Origin of the sequence: Kitasatospora sp. NPDC057904 (genome assembly GCF_042887925.1) — a bacterium.
Taxonomy (GTDB): Bacteria; Actinomycetota; Actinomycetes; order Streptomycetales; family Streptomycetaceae; genus Kitasatospora.
Genome location: NZ_JBHVOL010000009.1, coordinates 98,227 through 115,152 on the forward strand (window position 1 = coordinate 98,227; position 16,926 = coordinate 115,152).

Consider the following 16,926-nt stretch of genomic DNA (forward strand, 5'->3'; position numbering starts at 1 on the left):
GCGTCAGGCTTGCTCCTGCGTCCGGTTCACCAGGTACCAGAGCACGGCCGCCAGCAGGACCGAACCGCTCGCGGCCGTGCCGGTCAGGACCAGGGAGTCGCGGTTCAGCAGGGTGCCGGAAGCCGTGCCGAGAAGGCCCGCGCCGACACCCGCGAGGGTGAGGCCGAGCCGTCTGCGCTCCGACATCCGGGTGATGACGACCCGCCGCCCCTGGCGACCGGTCCAGGAGGTCAGGTGCCGGCCCAGCACCCATTCCCGGAACATCACCCAAAGGGAAACCACGGTTCCCATGGTGCCCACCACGAGATATGCCGGATAGCAGGTGAGCGTCCGCCGGACGCCGATCTGCAGGGCGGCCGTCCCGAAGGTCAGGGCGACCATCATCAGGAACCAGACGCCCATCCAGCGGAAAGCGTCGAAATGGGTGAACCTGGTGGCCAGCTGGTAGAGCAGCGAAAGGTATCCAATGGCCATCAGGGCACTGTCCACGAGCATGGCACCGAATACCCGAGCGAATCCCCAGCTGCGGAGGAAAAGCCCGCGGTGCTTGTACAGCGCCTGCGCCCAGCCAGCCGCCCAGCGGTGGCTCTGCGCCCAGTAGACGGACCAGCTGCCCGGGTCGCGCACGCACACGTAGGCGCCCGCCACGAAGCCCGCCTTGCGCCCCGCCCGGTTCATCTTGAGCGCGAGTTCGACGTCCTCGCAGAGGCTGTCGGTGGACCAGCCGCCGACCGCCCGGACCGCCTCCGTACGGTACACGCCCGCACAGCCGGACAGCACGGCGACCCAGCCGTGCCAGGACTCCACCGTCCGGGACATCCGGTGCGCCGCCGCCCACTCGATCATGCGGGAGCGCTGGAACACGCCCTTCACGCTGTGCGGCGTGACGGACATGCAGACGCCGCCGTAGTCCTTGGCGTTCATCCGCTCCAGGCACGTCTCCAGTGCCCGGTCGGAGGCGAAGTAGCCGTCCCCGTCGAGCAGGGCCACGAACTCGGTGGTCACCTGCGCGAGCGCAAGGTTGAGCGCCTCCGGCTTGCTCCCCCGGTCGACCTCCAGCACCTCGGCACCGCACCGCCCGGCGATCGCCGCCGTGTCGTCGGTGCAGGCGTCCGCGATGACCAGCACGGTGCGCGGCACCACCGTCTGGGCGAAGGCGGACTTCACCGCGTCAGCGATGAAGTCCGCCTCGTTGTGTGCCGGGATCAGCACGGTCAGCGACTCGGTCACCGCCGGGCGAACCACTTCACGGCCGCACCGATCGCGGCGGCGGCACCGCCGGTCGCCAGCAATGCCAGCGAGGCGACACCGGTATGAGCGAGTCCGTACATAGATATTCCTCACTGCTGGTCCGAACCCTTGCGGTGAATTCACTCGCGAATTCAGAAGGAATTAACGAGCATTGGGCCACCGTCATAAAACCCGCATGATTTCTACCACGGCCCGGGCCGGGCCACAGCATTAACACACCAATCCGCGACGGGCGAACCGGGGCGGGAACGAGGAATTCATCCGGACGGCTCCACCCACTGCGCGGGCCGATCGTCCGACGGCGATCCTGACGCCATGGATCTTCGAATACTGATGGCGATGGCGGTGACGGTCGTCGCGACATGCACGGCCACCCCGTCGTCGGCCGCCCCCCTCTCCCGGCCGGTACGGGACACCACGGTGCTGCTGGAACGGTTCGACACCCTCGACGTCGGACCGGGTCGGTCCTGGGGCTGGAAGACCGCCGCGTATGCCAACTGCACCGACAATCCGAACAGTTGGAAACAGGATCGGCTGACCACCGACGCGCTGAGCACCGCCTCCGGGCACCTGACCATCACCGCCACCCACCCGGAGGACGGCTCCTGGAACACCGGCCTGCTGACCACCGGCGACTCCTGCGACTCCGGCGGCAGCGGGTTCCGGCTCCGCACCGGCGACCTCGTGACGGTCCACGTCCGGCTGCCCGCCGCGGACACCGGTGCCTGGCCCTGCCTGTGGACCTGGCAGGACGGCGGCCACGAGCTCGACCTGTTCGAGTGGTACGCCGACCACCCGGACCGGATCGAGTTCGTCAACCACCTGCGCCCCAGCAGCACCGTCTACTCCGGCCCGGACATCGGCCCCGAACGCTGGGTGTACGTGGCGGTCAGGCTCGGCACCGACACGGACACCTGGTACGTCGGGCCCTCCCAGGACCGGCTCACCGCGGTCTGGTCCGACGGGACGGGCGTCGGACCGGACTTCGCCGCCTACCTGATCCTCAACCTCTCGATCGGCGACGGGACCTTCCACGCCCCGCCGTCCCGCACCGACCCGGTCACCATGGAGACCGACCTGATGAAGGTCGACCGTCCCCTGAAGGGACGCTGACCGCGTGGTCCGGGCGGGGTGCCGCTCAGCGCAGCTCCGCCGGCAGCACCCGCCCGGGTGTCATCGCCTCCTCCCGGACCAGGCTCCCCCAGACCACCAGACGGTAGAGCGAGGTGTAGGCCGGCGTGCACGTCGTCAGCGTGATGTAGCGCCCCGGCGAGGTGTAGGGCGAGCCGACGGGCACCGGCGCGATCACGCCCACGTCGTCCGGGGAGGTCTCCGGCAGGACGCCGTCGACCCGGTAGACGTACCAGCGGGTCCTGGTCTCGACGACCACGGCGTCGCCCGGACCCACCCGGTCCAGGTCGTGGAACTTGGCCCCGTGGCCGTCCCGGTGCGCCGCCAGGGCGAAGTTCCCCTCGCCCTCCCACGGCGGTACCGAACGGTGCGGCACGGTGTACGCGCCGGCCACGCCCTCCGCCAGGGTCTCGTCGTCCGTGCCGAGCCTGATCAGCACCTGGTAGTCCCGGCCGAGGGCCGGCACGTGCAGGAACCCGAGATCGCCGTGGTCCGGCGCCGGCTCGGACCCGGGCGCCGGCGTGGCGGGCGGGGCCGCGGCGACCGCCCAGTCGCCGCGCAGCCGGGCCGCGGCGCCGTCCGCCTCCCGGTTCGCCACCAGGTCGGTCCACCAGACCGAGTACGCCGCGAACAGCACCACCACCACGCCCAGGGTCAGCAGCAGGTCGCCCAGCCCTCGTACCCCCGCTCGCACCACCGCACCGACGTTCCGCCGCTCCGCCACCCCGGCCCTCCTTCACGCCGTCGGCCCGACCATCGCCGTCACTCCAGCGGCCCCGCTCGGCCACCGCAAGCCGACACACGCCCGCGCGGCGGGACCGCCCCGGATGCAGTAACCCGCCGCGCCGGAACATGCGAAGGCCCGCCCGGCAGTGGGTCGCCGGGCGGGCCTGGGAGCCGGTTCAGAGCACCTGGAGGTTCTTCCGCAGCTCGAACGGGGTGACCTCGGAGCGGTACTCCTCCCACTCCTGGCGCTTGTTGCGCAGGAAGAAGTCGAAGACGTGCTCGCCGAGCGTCTCGGCGACCAGCTCGCTGCGCTGCATCAGGTCGATCGCCTCGCCGAGGTTCTGCGGCATCGGCTGGATGCCCAGGGCGCGGCGCTCGGAGTCGGTGAGCGCCCACACGTCGTCGTCGGCGCCGGGCGGGAGCTCGTAGCCCTCCTCGATGCCCTTGAGGCCGGCCGCGAGCGTCACCGCGTAGGCGAGGTACGGGTTGCAGCCGGTGTCCAGCGAGCGGACCTCGACCCGGGTCGAGCCCTGCTTGCCGGGCTTGTACATCGGCACCCGGATCAGCGCCGAGCGGTTGTTGTGGCCCCAGCAGATGTACGACGGGGCCTCGCCGCCGGCGCCGGCGGTGCGCTGGGAGCCGCCCCAGATGCGCTTGTAGGAGTTCACCCACTGGTTGGTGACGGCGGCGGTCTCGGCGGCGTGCTTCAGCAGTCCCGCGATGAAGGAGCGGCCGACCTTGGAGAGCTGGTACTCGGCGCCGGTCTCGTGGAACGCGTTGCGGTCGCCCTCGAACAGCGAGAGGTGGGTGTGCATGCCCGAACCGGGGTGGTCCGAGAACGGCTTCGGCATGAAGCTCGCGTGCACGCCCTGCTCCAGCGCGACCTCCTTCATGACCAGCCGGAAGGTCATGATGTTGTCGGCCGTCGACAGCGCGTCGGCGTAGCGCAGGTCGATCTCCTGCTGGCCGGGCGCGCCCTCGTGGTGGGAGAACTCCACCGAGATGCCCATCGACTCCAGCATCGTGATCGCCTGGCGGCGGAAGTCGTGGCCGACGCCGCGCGGCGTGTGGTCGAAGTACCCGGACTGGTCGGCGGGGATCGGCGGGGTGCCGTCGCCGGGCAGGTTCTTCAGCAGGAAGAACTCGATCTCCGGGTGCGTGTAGAACGTGAAGCCCTGCTCGGAGGCCTTCTCCAGGGTGCGCTTGAGCACGAAGCGCGGGTCGGCGAAGGAGGGCGAGCCGTCCGGCATCAGGATGTCGCAGAACATCCGCGCGGTGCCCGGCGTCTCCGAGCGCCACGGGAGGATCTGGAAGGTGGTCGGGTCCGGCTTGGCGATCATGTCGGACTCGTACACCCGGGCGAAGCCCTCGATCGCCGACCCGTCGAAGCCGATGCCTTCCTCGAAGGCCTGTTCCAGCTCGGCCGGTGCCACCGCGACCGACTTCAGGAACCCGAGCACGTCGGTGAACCACAGCCGGACGAACCGGATGTCACGCTCTTCGAGCGTCCGAAGCACGAACTGCTGCTGCTTGCCCATGGGGACAGTCTCACCTCTGCTCTTTACGCTCGTGTTACGCGCGGAAGACCCCCGAGGGACCCAGGGGAAGCGACTGCTCCCATCATGGCCGATCATCGGCCGCGAGGGCAGTGCCGACCCCCCTGCCAGGACATTGCGTCAGTTCGACGATTACACTGCGGACCATGCCCAATCTCCGTCTCGCCCTGAGCCAGATCGACCCCTGGGTCGGTGACCTCGCCCGCAACAGCGATGAGGTGGTGCGCTGGACCAAGCAGGCCGTGGAGGCCGGCGCCCAGCTGGTCGCGTTCCCCGAGATGGTCCTGACCGGCTACCCGGTCGAGGACCTCGCGCTGCGCCGTTCCTTCGTCGAGGCGTCCCGGGCCGCACTGGTGGAGCTGGCCGGGCGGCTGGCCGCCGAAGGGCTGGGCGAGGTGCCGGTCTTGGTCGGCTACCTCGGGCGCTCCGAGCACGCCTCCCCGCGCCTCGGCCGCCCGGCCGGCTCGCCGCAGAACTGCGCGGCCGTGCTGCACGGGGGCGAGGTGGTGACCCGCTTCGCCAAGCACCACCTGCCCAACTACGGCGTGTTCGACGAGTTCCGCTGGTTCGTCCCGGGCGACCAGCTGCCGGTACTGCGGGTGGACGGCGTGGACGTCGCTCTGGCGATCTGCGAGGACATCTGGCAGGACGGCGGCCGGGTCACCGCCGCCCGCGAGGCCGGGGCCGGCCTGCTGCTGGTGATCAACGGCTCGCCGTACGAGCGGAACAAGGACGACCAGCGGCTCGACCTGGTGCGCCGCCGCGCCGCCGAGGCGGGCTGCACCCTGGCCTACGTCAACATGGTCGGCGGCCAGGACGAGCTGGTCTTCGACGGCGACTCGATCGTCGTCGGCGCGGACGGCGAAGTACTGGGCCGCTCCCCGCAGTTCGAGGAGCACCTGATGGTGCTGGACCTCGACCTGCCGGCCGCGAGCAGCGACCACACCGACGGCCTGCTGCTGACCGACGGCCTGCACCTGGTGCGCACCGAACTGAGCGGCGAGCCGCGGCCCGCCCCCGCGGAGAAGCTCGCCGCCGAGGTGGCGCCGCGGATCTCCGACGAGGCCGAGATCTGGGCCGCGCTGGTCTCCGGCACCCGGGCGTACGCCACCAAGAACGGCTTCACGTCCGTACTGATCGGCCTCTCCGGCGGCATCGACTCCGCGCTCGTCGCCTCGATCGCGGTCGACGCGATCGGCGCCGAGAACGTGTACTGCGTCTCGATGCCGAGCCGCTACTCCTCCGAGCACTCCAAGGACGACGCGGCCGACCTGGCCCGCCGCACCGGACTGCACTTCCGCACGGTCTCCATCGCCCCGATGTTCGACGCCTACCTGGCGGCCACCGAACTGACCGGTCTGGCCGAGGAGAACCTGCAGTCCCGCCTGCGCGGCACCCTGCTGATGGCGATCTCCAACCAGGAGGGGCACATCGTGCTCGCGCCCGGCAACAAGAGCGAGCTGGCGGTCGGCTACTCGACCCTGTACGGCGACTCGGTGGGCGCGTTCGGCCCGATCAAGGACGTCTACAAGTCGCTGATCTTCCGCCTCGCCCGCTGGCGCAACGAGGAGGCCGAGCGGCGCGGCGAGGCGCCGCCGATCCCGGAGAACACGATCACCAAGCCGCCGTCCGCCGAGCTGCGCCCGGACCAGGTGGACAGCGACTCGCTGCCCGACTACGACCTCCTGGACAGCGTGCTGGCCCGCTACATCGAGGGCGACGAGGGACGGGACGCGATCGTCGCGGCCGGCTTCGACCCGGCGGTCGTGGACCGGGTGGTGCGACTGGTGGACACCGCCGAGTACAAGCGGCGCCAGTACCCGCCGGGCCCGAAGATCTCGGTCAAGAACTTCGGCCGGGACCGCCGCCTGCCGATCACCAACCGCTGGCGGCGCGGCTAGGGATCACTGGAACCGGTAGGCGGCGGCCACCGCGAGGTGGTCGCTGCCGTCCCGGGGCAGGGTGCGGGACTCGACCGGGCGCAGGCCGCCCTTGCTCATGATCTGGTCGATCCGCGCCATCGGGAAGGACGACGGCCAGCTGAAGCCGAAGCCGTCCCCCGCCGCGCCCTGGGCCGAGCGCATCTGCGAGGTGACGGGCGCCAGGCTGCGGTCGTTCATCGTGCCGTTGAGGTCGCCGAGCAGCAGCACCTTCTTGAGCCGCTCGGCCTGGATCGCGTCCCCGAGGGCCTGCGCGCTGACGTCCCGCTGGGCGACGGTGAAGCCGCCCTCGGCCTTCAGGCGGACGGACGGCAGGTGCGCGACGTACACCGCGACCGGGCCCTGCGGGGTGGTGACCTCGGCCCGGAAGGCCCGGGTCCAGCCCATCCTGAGGTCCACCGGCTGGACGTCGGCGATCGGGTACTTCGACCACAGGCCGACGGTGCCCTCGACCGCGTGGTACGGGTACGCCGGCGCGAGGCCGGTCTCGTAGCCGCGCAGCGCCTTGCCGGCCAGCTCCTGGAGGGCGACGATCTGCGCGCCCGAGTCCACCAGGTTGCGGACGGTGCCCGGCACGTCGGTGTTGCCGGCGGCCACGTTGTGGGTGACCACCGTCCAGTCGCCCTGGCCGCCGCTCTTGTCGGTGACCAGGCCGCCGAAGAGGTTGACCCACAGCACCGCGGGCACCAGCAGGGCGATCAGCGCGGTGGCCGAGCGCCGCAGCAGCGCGGGTACGAGCAGCACCGGCACGGCCAGGCCGAGCCAGGGCAGGAACGTCTCCAGGAGGCTGCCGAGGTTGCCGGGACTGTTCGGCACGTCGGCGTGGAAGCCCAGCAGGAGGCCGGTGACCAGGGCCAGCGCGGCGACGACGAGACCGCGCCGCCACGCGGTGGCACCGCGGCCGTCCCGGCCCCAGTGCCGCAGGCCCAGGAAGCGTCCGCCCAGGTCCCCCCGGACGCGCGCGGCACCCGCGGGGGCCGGGGCACTCTCCTCGCCCCTCACCCGGTCGGTCCTGTCCGCCTGCGTCATCCGTGGCTCCCGTTCGCTCGTGCCCTCGCCCGTCCGCCGCCCGGCCCGTGGGGGTACGGGCGGCATGCCGGACTGGTGCCGGTTTGATCGGATCCCGGCTCAGCCTATGCCGGGACAGACGCGGGGCCGCCGGAGCGGGTTCCGGCGTGGCCCGCTTTGGTGAGCGAGGCCACGCCGGGGGCGGACGGGAACGGACGGGGACGAACCGGCGTTCAGGCGCCGGGCGCGAGGCCGTCGAGCAGGGCGTCGATCATCTTGCCGGCCAGCTCCGGGTCCTCCAGGTCGGAGTCGTCCCACAGGATGCTGCGGTAGAGGATCGGGCCCATCAGGAGGTCGCCGAGCAGCTCGATGTCGAGGTCGGCGCGGAGCACGCCCTCGTCGACGGCCCGGCGCACGAGCGCGAGCGCGGCCTCGCGCCGGGGCCGCACCACCCGCTCGTGGTAGGCCTTGTGCAGCTCGGGCAGGCTGTGCATCTGGCCGAAGGCGGCCTTGAGGATCCAGCGGCTGCGCTTGGCGAGGCCGCGCCGCCGCATGTAGTCGATCATCGCGACCAGGTCGTCCCGGGCGCTGACGCCGGTCGGCTCCGGCATCGCGATCTCCAGCCGGCTGACCACGTCGACCAGTAGGGCCTCCTTGTTGGGCCAGCGCCGGTAGATGGTGGCCTTGCCGACGCCGGCGGCGGTGGCGATGCCCTCGATGGTCAGCTCGGACAGGTTCGCACCGCCCGCCATCAGGTCCTCGACCGCGGTGAAGATGGCCAGCTCGGCGGCCTCGCTGCGCGGACGGCCGCGGCGGACGGCCGCGCAGGTCGGCGCGGCCTCGGCGGTCGGGGTGTCCGTCTTCATCCCGCTGGTCTCCCTGGATGTGCGCGGGCGCGGGGGCGCCGTTCCGTTGTCTCCGATGGTGGTCCGTGGCGGCGGACCGCGGCCCTGCCGCGCCGGGTGCCCCCGGGGCGGCAGGGCTCAGGGCCCGTCTTCGGACTCATTGTCGCTCAGGTGGGCCGCCGGTCAGGCGTCGGCCACCGCGCTCTCGCGGCGGTCGGCGACCTCGGGCGCCGCGGCACCGGGCCCGCCGGTGGGACCGGCGGCCTTGCGCGGGAGCAGGAACCAGGCGATCAGCGCGCCGGCCACGGTGATGCCCGCGGAGAGCGAGGCGACCACGTGCATGGCGCTGATGAACGCGTCGTCGGCGGGACCGAGCAGCGCCGCGCCCTTGGGGCCCATCCGGCCGGCGATGGCCAGGGTGGCCTCCAGGGACTCGCCCGCCTTGTCGCGCAGCTCCGCCGGGAACCCGGCGAGGGTGTCGCTCATGTGGTCGCGGTAGACGGTGGAGAGCACCGCGCCGAGGACGGCGACGCCGAGCGAGCCGCCGACCTGGCGGAAGGTGTTGTTGACGGCCGATCCCGCGCCCGCCTTCTCGCGGGGCAGCGAGCCCATGATCGCGACGGTGACCGGCGGCATGACGTGGGCCATGCCGGCGCCCATGAGCAGGCCGAGCACGATCAGCACCCAGATCGGCGTGGTGGCGGTCAGCACGGCGTAGCCGACGAAGCCGGCCGCGATCAGCAGCATGCCGACGGCGGCGGTGGCGGCGACGCCGAAGCGGTCGACCACGAGCCGGGCCCGGGGCGCGAACACCAGCTGGGCGGCGGCCAGCGGGAGCATCAGCAGACCGGCCTGCAGCGCACTGTAGCCGCGCACGCTCTGGATGTAGAAGACGCCGAAGAACGAGACGCCCATCAGCGCGAAGAACACGACGCCGACCACGACCACGGAGGCGCTGAACACCTTGTTGCGGAACCACGTGACGTCCAGCGCGGGGTGTGCGGTGCGGCGCTCGAACCAGACGAATGCGGCCAGGGCCACCAGGCCGATCAGCACCGGCCCCCAGGCCTGCACATCGGTGAAGTCGGCGAGCTCGCCGCCCTTGATGATGCCGAAGATCAGCGCGACCAGGCCGATGATCGACAGCAGTACGCCGACCGGGTCGAGCCGGCCCGGGTTCGGGTCCTTGGACTCCGGCACCAGGATCACCATCGCGATCACCGCGACGATGACGATCGGCACGTTGATCAGGAAGACCGAGCCCCACCAGAAGTGCTCGATCAGGACGCCGCCGGTGATCGGGCCGATGGCGATGGCGAGACCGACCGCGCCGGCCCAGACGCCGATCGCCTTGGGCTGCTCGGAGCGCTCGAAGACGTTCATGATGATGGCCAGCGTGGCGGGCATCGCGAGCGCGGCGCCGACGCCCATCAGGGCGCGGAAGCCGACGAGTTGGCCGGGCGTGCCGGCCATCGCGGAGAGCAGCGAGGCGATCCCGAAGACGACCATGCCGGCGAGCAGCGCGCGCTTGCGGCCGAAGCGGTCGCCGAGCAGGCCCGAGGTGAAGAGCAGCCCGGCGAACACCAGCGTGTAGGAGTTGATCGACCATTCCAGGTCGCTCTGGGTGGCGCCGAGTCCGACCGGCGCCGGGGTCGCGATGGTCTTCATCGCAACGTTGAGGATCGAGTTGTCGAGCACGACGACGAGCAGGGCGAGCACCAGGGTGCTCAGGATCGCCCAGCGGCGGCGGTGGATGGCTTCCGGCACGCGGGGCGGCGCGGCTGCGGTGGTCATTGGTCTTCCCGTCCGTGATGGTGTGGCACTGGCGGGCAATTCCGAGCCGCGGACGTCTCGTAACCCCCCGAACAGCGTAACCGCATTTTCGATACGAGACGACGCCGTATCGCAAAATGGCGGCAAAGACCCCCGGTGTGCCGCAGATCGCACCGGGCCCTGTGCACCTGTCTTTGCGCAGCCGTCCGGGCGTGCAAGCATGGAGGGGATCCGGGGACGCCGTACGGCGCCACGAGACGACAACCCTTCAGGAGCCTGTTCGATGAACGCTTCTTCGCCTTCGCCTGCCCAGAACCAGGTGTCGCCCGCCACCCTCTACGGCGGGGTCACCAACCGACGCGTCACCGTCCGCGACCTCGCCGCCGCCAAGCAGCGCGGCGAGAAGTGGTCCATGCTCACCGCCTACGACGCCCTCACCGCGGGCGTGTTCGACGAGGCCGGCATCCCCGTCCTCCTGGTCGGCGACTCGGCCGGCAACTGCCACCTCGGCTACGAGACCACCGTCCCGGTGACCATGGATCAGATGGTGATGCTCTCCGCCGCCGTCGTCCGCGGCACCAAGCGCGCGATGGTCGTCGCCGACCTGCCGTTCGGCTCCTACCAGGAGTCCCCCGCCCAGGCCATGCACAACGCCGCCCGCCTGATGAAGGAGGCCGGCGTCGGCGCGGTCAAGCTGGAGGGCGGCGAGCGCAGCGCCCGTTCGATCGAGCTCCTGACCGAGGCCGGCGTCCCGGTGATGGCGCACATCGGCCTCACCCCGCAGTCCGTGCACGCCCTCGGCGGCTACCCGGTCCAGGGCCGCGGCGACGAGGCGGCGCACCAGCTGCTGCGCGACGCGAAGGCCGTCCAGCAGGCCGGCGCCTTCTCGGTCGTGCTGGAGGCGGTGCCCGCCGAACTGGCCAAGCAGGTCACCGAGCAGCTCGCGATCCCGACCGTCGGCATCGGCGGCGGGCCCGACACCGACGCCCAGGTCCTGGTCTGGACCGACATGGCCGGCATGACCGCCGGCCGGGTGCCCAAGTTCGTCAAGCAGTACGCCAACCTGCGGGCCGTCCTCGGCGACGCCGCCCGCGCGTACGCCGAGGACGTCCGCGCCGGCACCTTCCCCGCGGCCGAGCACAGCTTCCACTGACGCGCCGCCGGCCGGCCCCGCTCCCCGCCCCGGGAGCGGGGCCGCAGCCGTTTCCGGGGGCCCGCACCGGCGGCGCTGTCACGCCCGGCCGCCCGTGACAGCGGGGTGACAGCGCCGCGCCGGGCCCTCCCCCGCGATGACAGCCCGCTGACAGCCGGGCCGGACACCCTTCGGGGCATGACACGAATCGCCACCGCCCCGAACGACCGGCCCGGCTCCCGGCAAGCCGTCGCCGCGGGCAACGCCGTCGAGGTCCGCGGCATCGTCAAGCACTTCGGTGACACCAAGGCCCTCGACGGGGTCGACCTCACCGTGGCCGAAGGCACCGTCCGCGCCCTGCTCGGCCCCAACGGCGCCGGCAAGACCACCCTGGTGCGGGTCCTGTCCACGCTGATCAAGCCGGACGCGGGCACCGCGTTCGTCGGCGGCTACGACGTCCTGCGCCAGCCCAAGCAGCTGCGCCGCACCATCGGCCTGACCGGCCAGTACGCCTCCGTGGACGAGCTGCTCTCCGGCTACGAGAACCTCTACCTGATCGGCCGGCTGCTCGACCTCCCCGGCCGTGAGGCCAAGGCCCGCGCCACCGAGCTGCTGGAGCGCTTCTCGCTCACCGAGGCCGCCAAGCGGATCGCCAAGACCTACTCCGGCGGCATGCGCCGACGCCTCGACCTGGCCGCCAGCATGATCGGCCGCCCCCGGGTGCTCTACCTGGACGAGCCCACCACCGGCCTGGACCCGCGCACCCGCAACGAGGTCTGGGACGAGGTGCAGCGGATGGTCGCCGAGGGCAGCACCGTGCTGCTGACCACCCAGTACATGGAGGAGGCCGAACAGCTCGCGAACGAGCTGACCGTCATCGACCGCGGCCGGGTGATCGCCAACGGCGGCGTCGCCGAGCTCAAGGCCAAGGTCGGCGGCCGGATCCTCCAGGTCCGCCCGGCCCACCCGGCCGAACTGCCGGAGATGGCCCGCTGCCTGCACGAGAACGGCATCTCCTCCGCCACCTTCTCCCCCGACGACGGCCTGCTCGCGGTACCGCTCGTCGACGAGCAGCAGCTCACCACCGTCATCGGGGTGCTCGGCGGACGCGGCTTCGCGATCGCCGGCATCGACACCAAGGTGCCCAGCCTGGACGAGGTCTTCCTCGCCATCACCGGCAAGCCCACCGCCGACGCGGCCACCACGGCCGCCGCCGGCCTCGTCAAGGAGCCCGTCGCATGACCACCGCCACGCTCGCCCCCGCCCGGGTCGAGGACTCCGGCGCCGACGACACCCGGATCGGCCTGGCCGGCACCCTGCGCCACATCGGCGCGCTGACCCGCCGCAACCTGATGCGGATCAAGGCCGACCCGGAGTCGATGTTCGACGCCGTGCTGATGCCGATCGTCTTCACGGTGCTGTTCGTCTACGTCTTCGGCGGCGCCGTGTTCGCCGGCGACCAGGACAAGTACAAGCAGTTCATGATCCCCGGACTGCTCGGGCAGACCGGCATGACGCTGGCGCTGGCCGTCGGCACCGGCCTGAACACCGACTTCCAGACCGGGGTAATGGACCGCTTCCGCACCCTGCCGATCGGCCGGGCCTCCGTCCTGCTCTCCAAGATCGTGGCCGAGACGCTGCGGGCCCTGCTCTCCTCCGCGATCCTGCTGACCTTCGCCTTCATCCTCGGCTTCGAACTGAAGACCGGCGTGCCGGAGCTGCTGGCCGCGATCGGCCTGTCGCTGGTGTTCGGCATGTCGATCGTCTGGATCTCCATGCTGCTGGGCATGTCGCTGCGCAGCGCCCAGGCCGTCCAGGGCGTCTCCATGCTGGTCCTGATGCCGATGCAGTTCGGCAGCTCGATCTTCGCGCCGACCAGCACGATGCCGGGCTGGCTGCAGGCCTTCACCAAGGTCAACCCGCTGTCCGCGCTGGCCGACGCCTCCCGCGCGCTGCTCAACGGCGAGGGGGCGGTGGCCCACCCGGTGATGATCGTGCTGATCTGGTCCGCCGCGTCGACCGCGATCTTCGCCCCGCTCGCGGTGGCGCGGTTCCGCAAGCGGGTGTGACGGCCGGCGGCCGGCCCGCCGCGGGGGGCGGACCGCCCGCGATCCCGCCTCCGGTGGAGGCGGGATCGCCGTCCCTGGTGCCGTGGCCCTAGCCGATCAGCCCGTCCAGGACGGCGCGCGTCTGCTGCGGGGTCATGCCGTGGCCCTCGGCGCAGGCGGCCTCGAACGCCTCGTCGCCCAGCAGGGACCGCAGGGCGGCTCCTGAGCGCTCGCGCTCGGCGCGGTCCAGGTAGCCGCCCTTCGGGCCGTTCATCCCGTTGTGGGCCGCGAGCAGCACGGCGCCCAGGCGGGCCTTCACGAGGTCGGCGTCCCGTTCGGCGAAGGACCGCAGCACGCCGACCACGGCCGGCACCACCATGACCGTCATCTGCTCGGCGAAGCCGGTCGCGCCCTCCATCGCGGTGAGCAGCCGCCGGCCCTCGCGCAGCAGGGCCAGCCCCTCCTCCGGCCGGCCGGCGCGGGCGATGATCCAGCCGCGGGCGGTGGTGAGCAGACCGGCCACCACACCCGGGCTGAAGCCGCCCACCCGGGTCCCGTCCAGCTGGTCCAGTTCGGTCAGCGCCCGGTCGTAGTCCCCGCGCTGGGCGTGGATGCCGCAGAGCGTCAGGTGCCCGAACAGGAAGGCGCCGCTGACGGAGTGGTTCGCGCTCGTCCGGTCGAGGCCGTCGATGGTCTCCCGGATGATCCGCTCGCCGCGCTCCATGTCCCGCTCCAGCAGGGCGGCGCCGAGGTTGACCCGCAGGATCGGCACCTCCTGCGGCGCGCCCAGGACCTCGGCCAGCTCGATCGCCTGCTCGTACGCGGCCGCGGCCTCCTCCGGCTCACCCGAGTTGGCCAGCGCCTCGCCGCGGGCGGCCAGCGCCTGGGAGATCCCCCAGAGGTCCCCGGCCTCCCGGTACAGCGCCAGGGACCGCTCGCCGTCGAGGACGCCCTGCTCGGCCCCGCCCGGCCAGTCGTTCATCACCTTGGCCCGGATCTGCAGGACGAACGCGAGGTCGGTCAGCCCGCCGTGCACCTCGCAGCCGCGCACGGCGTCGTCCATCAGGTCCTTCATCACTTCCAGCCGGCCGGCCAGGAAGGCGCCGAACACCCGCATCAGGGCCGGGAAGCGGTAGGACTGCGGCAGCCCCGGGCCGAACACCTCCAGCAGGTGCTGCGAGACCGCGATCGCCTCCTGGTCCCCGAGCACCTCCAGGTTCCCCTCGAACAGCCCGATCAGCCGGTACATCGCGAGCAGCCGGCGGGCCTCCTCGACGACGCCCTCGGGCATCGGCACGCCGTACGCGAGCACGTTGCGCTCCAGCGGCACGGGGGCCGGTCCGGCCGGGTCGAACGGGTCGGGGCCGAGCGCGGCGATCGCGGTGTACCAGCCGCGGGCCTCCAGGCTGTAGCCGCGCAGCGACCAGTACCAGCTCATGCCGAGCGCGAGGGCGAGGGCCTGCTCCTCGTCCCGCCGGTCGACCGCGCGGCGCAGCGCGGCCCGGATGTTGTCCTGCTCGCGCTCCAGCACCGCCAGCCAGTGCAGTTGCTGCGGGCCGTGGATGCTCAGGTCGGCGGTGGCGACCAGTTCGCGGAAGTGGGCGAGGTGGCGGCCCTCCGTCTCGGCGTTCTCGACGGCCTCGGCGAGGCGCTCCTCCGCGTACTCGTGGATGGTCTCCAGCATCCGGTAGCGCGGCAGGTCCCCGTCGCCGAGGTCGGCCACCAGCAGGGACTTGTCCACGAGGGAGAGCAGCAGGTCGGCGACCTCGGTGCGGGTCACCTCGACGCCGTCGGCGCAGACCGCCTCGGCGTCCTCCAGGCGCCAGCCGCCGGCGAACACCGACAGCCGCCGCAGGACGGCCCGTTCGCGCTTGCCGAGGAGGTCCCAGCTCCAGTCGACCACCGCGCGGAGGGTCTGCTGGCGCGGCAGCAGGGTGCGGCTGCCTGCGGTGAGCAGGCCGAACCGGCCGTCCAGGCGGTCGGCGATCTGGCGGGCCGTCATCACCCGCAGCCGGGCGGCGGCGAGCTCGATGGCGAGCGGCAGGCCGTCCAGGCGGCGGCAGATCTCGGCGCAGGCCTCCGGCTCGCTGCCCGGGTCGTAGCCGGGACGGGCGGCGGCGGCCCGCTCGCCGAGCAGCCGCAGCGCGACGGGGGCGGGCAGCGGCTCGACCGGCACGACGGTCTCGCCGGGCACGCCGAGCGGCTCGCGGCTGGTGGCGAGCACGGTCAGGCCGGGGCACTCGACGAGCAGGGTGGCGGCGAGGTCGGCGGCGGCCTGGATCAGGTGCTCGCAGTTGTCGAGGACGAGCAGCATCCGGCGGTGGGCGCAGTGCTCGACCAGCCGGCTCAGCGGGTCCTCGGCGCGCTTGTCGATCACCTCGGCGACGATGCTGCCGGTGTGCAGGACGGTCTCGCGCAGGCCGAGCGCGGAGACCACGGCGGCGGGGACGGCCTCCGGGCTCTCCAGCGGGGCGAGTTCGGCCACCCAGACGCCCTCCGGCCAGCGGCCGGCGGCGAGTTCGGCGCGGCCGGCCTCGACCGCGAGGCTGGTCTTGCCGGAGCCGCCGGGGCCGGTCAGGGTGGTCAGCCGGCCGGTCGTCAGCGCCTCGCGCAGGGCGGCGAGATCGCTCTCGCGGCCGACGAAGCTGGTGAGCCGGCCGCGCAGGTTCCCGGCGACGACGGCGCGGGCGGGCGCCCTGGGCGGTGGCACGGCCTCCTCCGGCACCAGCAACTCGGCGTGGAGGTCCTGGAGTTGACGACCGGGGTCGACGCCGAGCTCGTCCGCGAGGGCGCGCCTGGTCCGCTCGTAGTGGCGCAGCGCCTCGGCCGTCCGGCCGCTCCCGTGCAGCGCGCGGAGCAGCAGGTACTGCCAGGGCTCGTCCAGCGGGCGCCGCTCGCAGTGCTCGGTGAGCTCGGCGACCAGGTCGGCGGCCCGGCCGAGCCCGAGCTCGGCGGTGATGCGGTGCCGGCGGGCCTCGTCGCGCTGGGCCTCCAGCCGGGCGGCCGGGCCCCGGTCCGGCAGGTCGGCCAGCGCGGGGCCGCGCCACAGCGCGAGGGCGGCCCGCAGCCGCTCGGCGGCGAGCGCGTGGTCGCCGGCGTCCAGCGCGCGGCGGCCCTCGGCGGAGAGCCGGCGGAACTCGGCGAGGTCGGTGGCGGGGCCGGTCAGCCAGTACCCGGCGGGACCGGAGCCGATCTCGTCCCGGCCGACGGTGCGGCGCAGCCGGCCGACCAGGGTCTGCAGGGCGGCGGAGGCGTCCTGCGGTGGTTCCGCGTCCCACACCTCGTCCACCAGGAGGTCGGCCGGCACCGGACGGCCCTCGCGCAGGACCAGGGCGGTGAGCAGCGCGCGCAGCCGGGCACCGCCGAGCGGGACCGGCGTGCCGTCGTCGTGATGGGCCGTGGTGGTTCCGAGGATGCCGTAGTGCACCGGACCATTCTGGTCGATGTCCGGTCGCGGGGGCGCACAATTGTCCGGGCACCCACGGAAGCCCCCGGAACCCGGACGAGGGCGCCGGA

At 72.5% G+C, this 16,926-nt stretch carries 12 protein-coding genes; 5 read left to right on the forward strand and 7 right to left on the reverse strand.

The window, feature by feature from the left end; translation table 11 throughout:
• Positions 1–3: 3 nt before the first annotated feature.
• Positions 4–1,230: a glycosyltransferase gene (locus ACFVSN_RS23260; protein ID WP_380443457.1), complete on the reverse strand. Its 1,227-nt coding sequence runs from the start codon at positions 1,228–1,230 to the stop codon at positions 4–6.
• A 336-nt stretch (positions 1,231–1,566) separates the two neighbouring features.
• On the opposite strand from ACFVSN_RS23260, the gene ACFVSN_RS23265 reads away from it, so the two are divergent.
• Positions 1,567–2,364 carry a beta-glucanase gene (locus ACFVSN_RS23265; RefSeq protein ID WP_380443455.1) on the forward strand — a complete coding sequence of 266 codons (798 nt, stop codon included), beginning with the start codon at positions 1,567–1,569 and terminating at the stop codon, positions 2,362–2,364.
• A gap of 25 nt (positions 2,365–2,389) precedes the next feature.
• Here ACFVSN_RS23265 and ACFVSN_RS23270 read toward each other — a convergent pair whose 3' ends face one another.
• Both ACFVSN_RS23270 and ACFVSN_RS23275 read right to left on the reverse strand, forming a co-directional pair.
• Complete coding sequence (locus tag ACFVSN_RS23270) at positions 2,390–3,106, reverse strand: class E sortase (protein ID WP_380443453.1); 717 nt, start codon at positions 3,104–3,106, stop codon at positions 2,390–2,392.
• Positions 3,107–3,284: 178 nt separating this feature from the next.
• Positions 3,285–4,646: a glutamine synthetase family protein gene (locus ACFVSN_RS23275; RefSeq protein ID WP_380443451.1), complete on the reverse strand. Its 1,362-nt coding sequence runs from the start codon at positions 4,644–4,646 to the stop codon at positions 3,285–3,287.
• Between the two features lie 164 nt (positions 4,647–4,810).
• Between ACFVSN_RS23275 and ACFVSN_RS23280 the strand changes: the two genes are divergently transcribed.
• The gene (locus ACFVSN_RS23280; protein ID WP_380443449.1) at positions 4,811–6,565 is read left to right on the forward strand and encodes an NAD+ synthase; all 1,755 of its coding nucleotides are present in this window, start codon (positions 4,811–4,813) and stop codon (positions 6,563–6,565) included.
• Positions 6,566–6,568: 3 nt separating this feature from the next.
• Here ACFVSN_RS23280 and ACFVSN_RS23285 read toward each other — a convergent pair whose 3' ends face one another.
• From ACFVSN_RS23285 to ACFVSN_RS23295, 3 genes are all read right to left on the reverse strand, one after another.
• On the reverse strand, positions 6,569–7,633 hold the full coding sequence (locus ACFVSN_RS23285) for an endonuclease/exonuclease/phosphatase family protein (protein ID WP_380443447.1): 1,065 nt from the start codon (positions 7,631–7,633) through the stop codon (positions 6,569–6,571).
• A 212-nt stretch (positions 7,634–7,845) separates the two neighbouring features.
• Positions 7,846–8,478, reverse strand: a complete 633-nt coding sequence (locus tag ACFVSN_RS23290; RefSeq protein WP_380443445.1) for a TetR/AcrR family transcriptional regulator — start codon at positions 8,476–8,478, stop codon at positions 7,846–7,848.
• A gap of 162 nt (positions 8,479–8,640) precedes the next feature.
• On the reverse strand, positions 8,641–10,251 hold the full coding sequence (locus tag ACFVSN_RS23295; protein WP_380443443.1) for an MFS transporter: 1,611 nt from the start codon (positions 10,249–10,251) through the stop codon (positions 8,641–8,643).
• Positions 10,252–10,513: 262 nt separating this feature from the next.
• Here ACFVSN_RS23295 and panB point away from each other — a divergent pair, with 262 nt between their 5' ends.
• The 3 genes from panB to ACFVSN_RS23310 all read left to right on the forward strand — a co-directional run bounded on the left by panB (position 10,514) and on the right by ACFVSN_RS23310 (position 13,431).
• Positions 10,514–11,383, forward strand: coding sequence for a 3-methyl-2-oxobutanoate hydroxymethyltransferase (panB, locus tag ACFVSN_RS23300; RefSeq protein ID WP_387956497.1), 870 nt, complete (start codon positions 10,514–10,516; stop codon positions 11,381–11,383).
• A gap of 177 nt (positions 11,384–11,560) precedes the next feature.
• Positions 11,561–12,604 carry an ATP-binding cassette domain-containing protein gene (locus ACFVSN_RS23305; protein WP_387956498.1) on the forward strand — a complete coding sequence of 348 codons (1,044 nt, stop codon included), beginning with the start codon at positions 11,561–11,563 and terminating at the stop codon, positions 12,602–12,604.
• Complete coding sequence (locus ACFVSN_RS23310) at positions 12,601–13,431, forward strand: ABC transporter permease (RefSeq protein ID WP_380443437.1); 831 nt, start codon at positions 12,601–12,603, stop codon at positions 13,429–13,431. Before ACFVSN_RS23305 ends, ACFVSN_RS23310 begins: the two co-directional genes overlap by 4 nt.
• Positions 13,432–13,519: 88 nt before the next feature.
• Here the strand turns inward: ACFVSN_RS23310 and ACFVSN_RS23315 are convergent, their stop codons facing one another.
• Positions 13,520–16,837 carry a BTAD domain-containing putative transcriptional regulator gene (locus tag ACFVSN_RS23315; protein ID WP_387956499.1) on the reverse strand — a complete coding sequence of 1,106 codons (3,318 nt, stop codon included), beginning with the start codon at positions 16,835–16,837 and terminating at the stop codon, positions 13,520–13,522.
• Positions 16,838–16,926 lie beyond the last annotated feature (89 nt).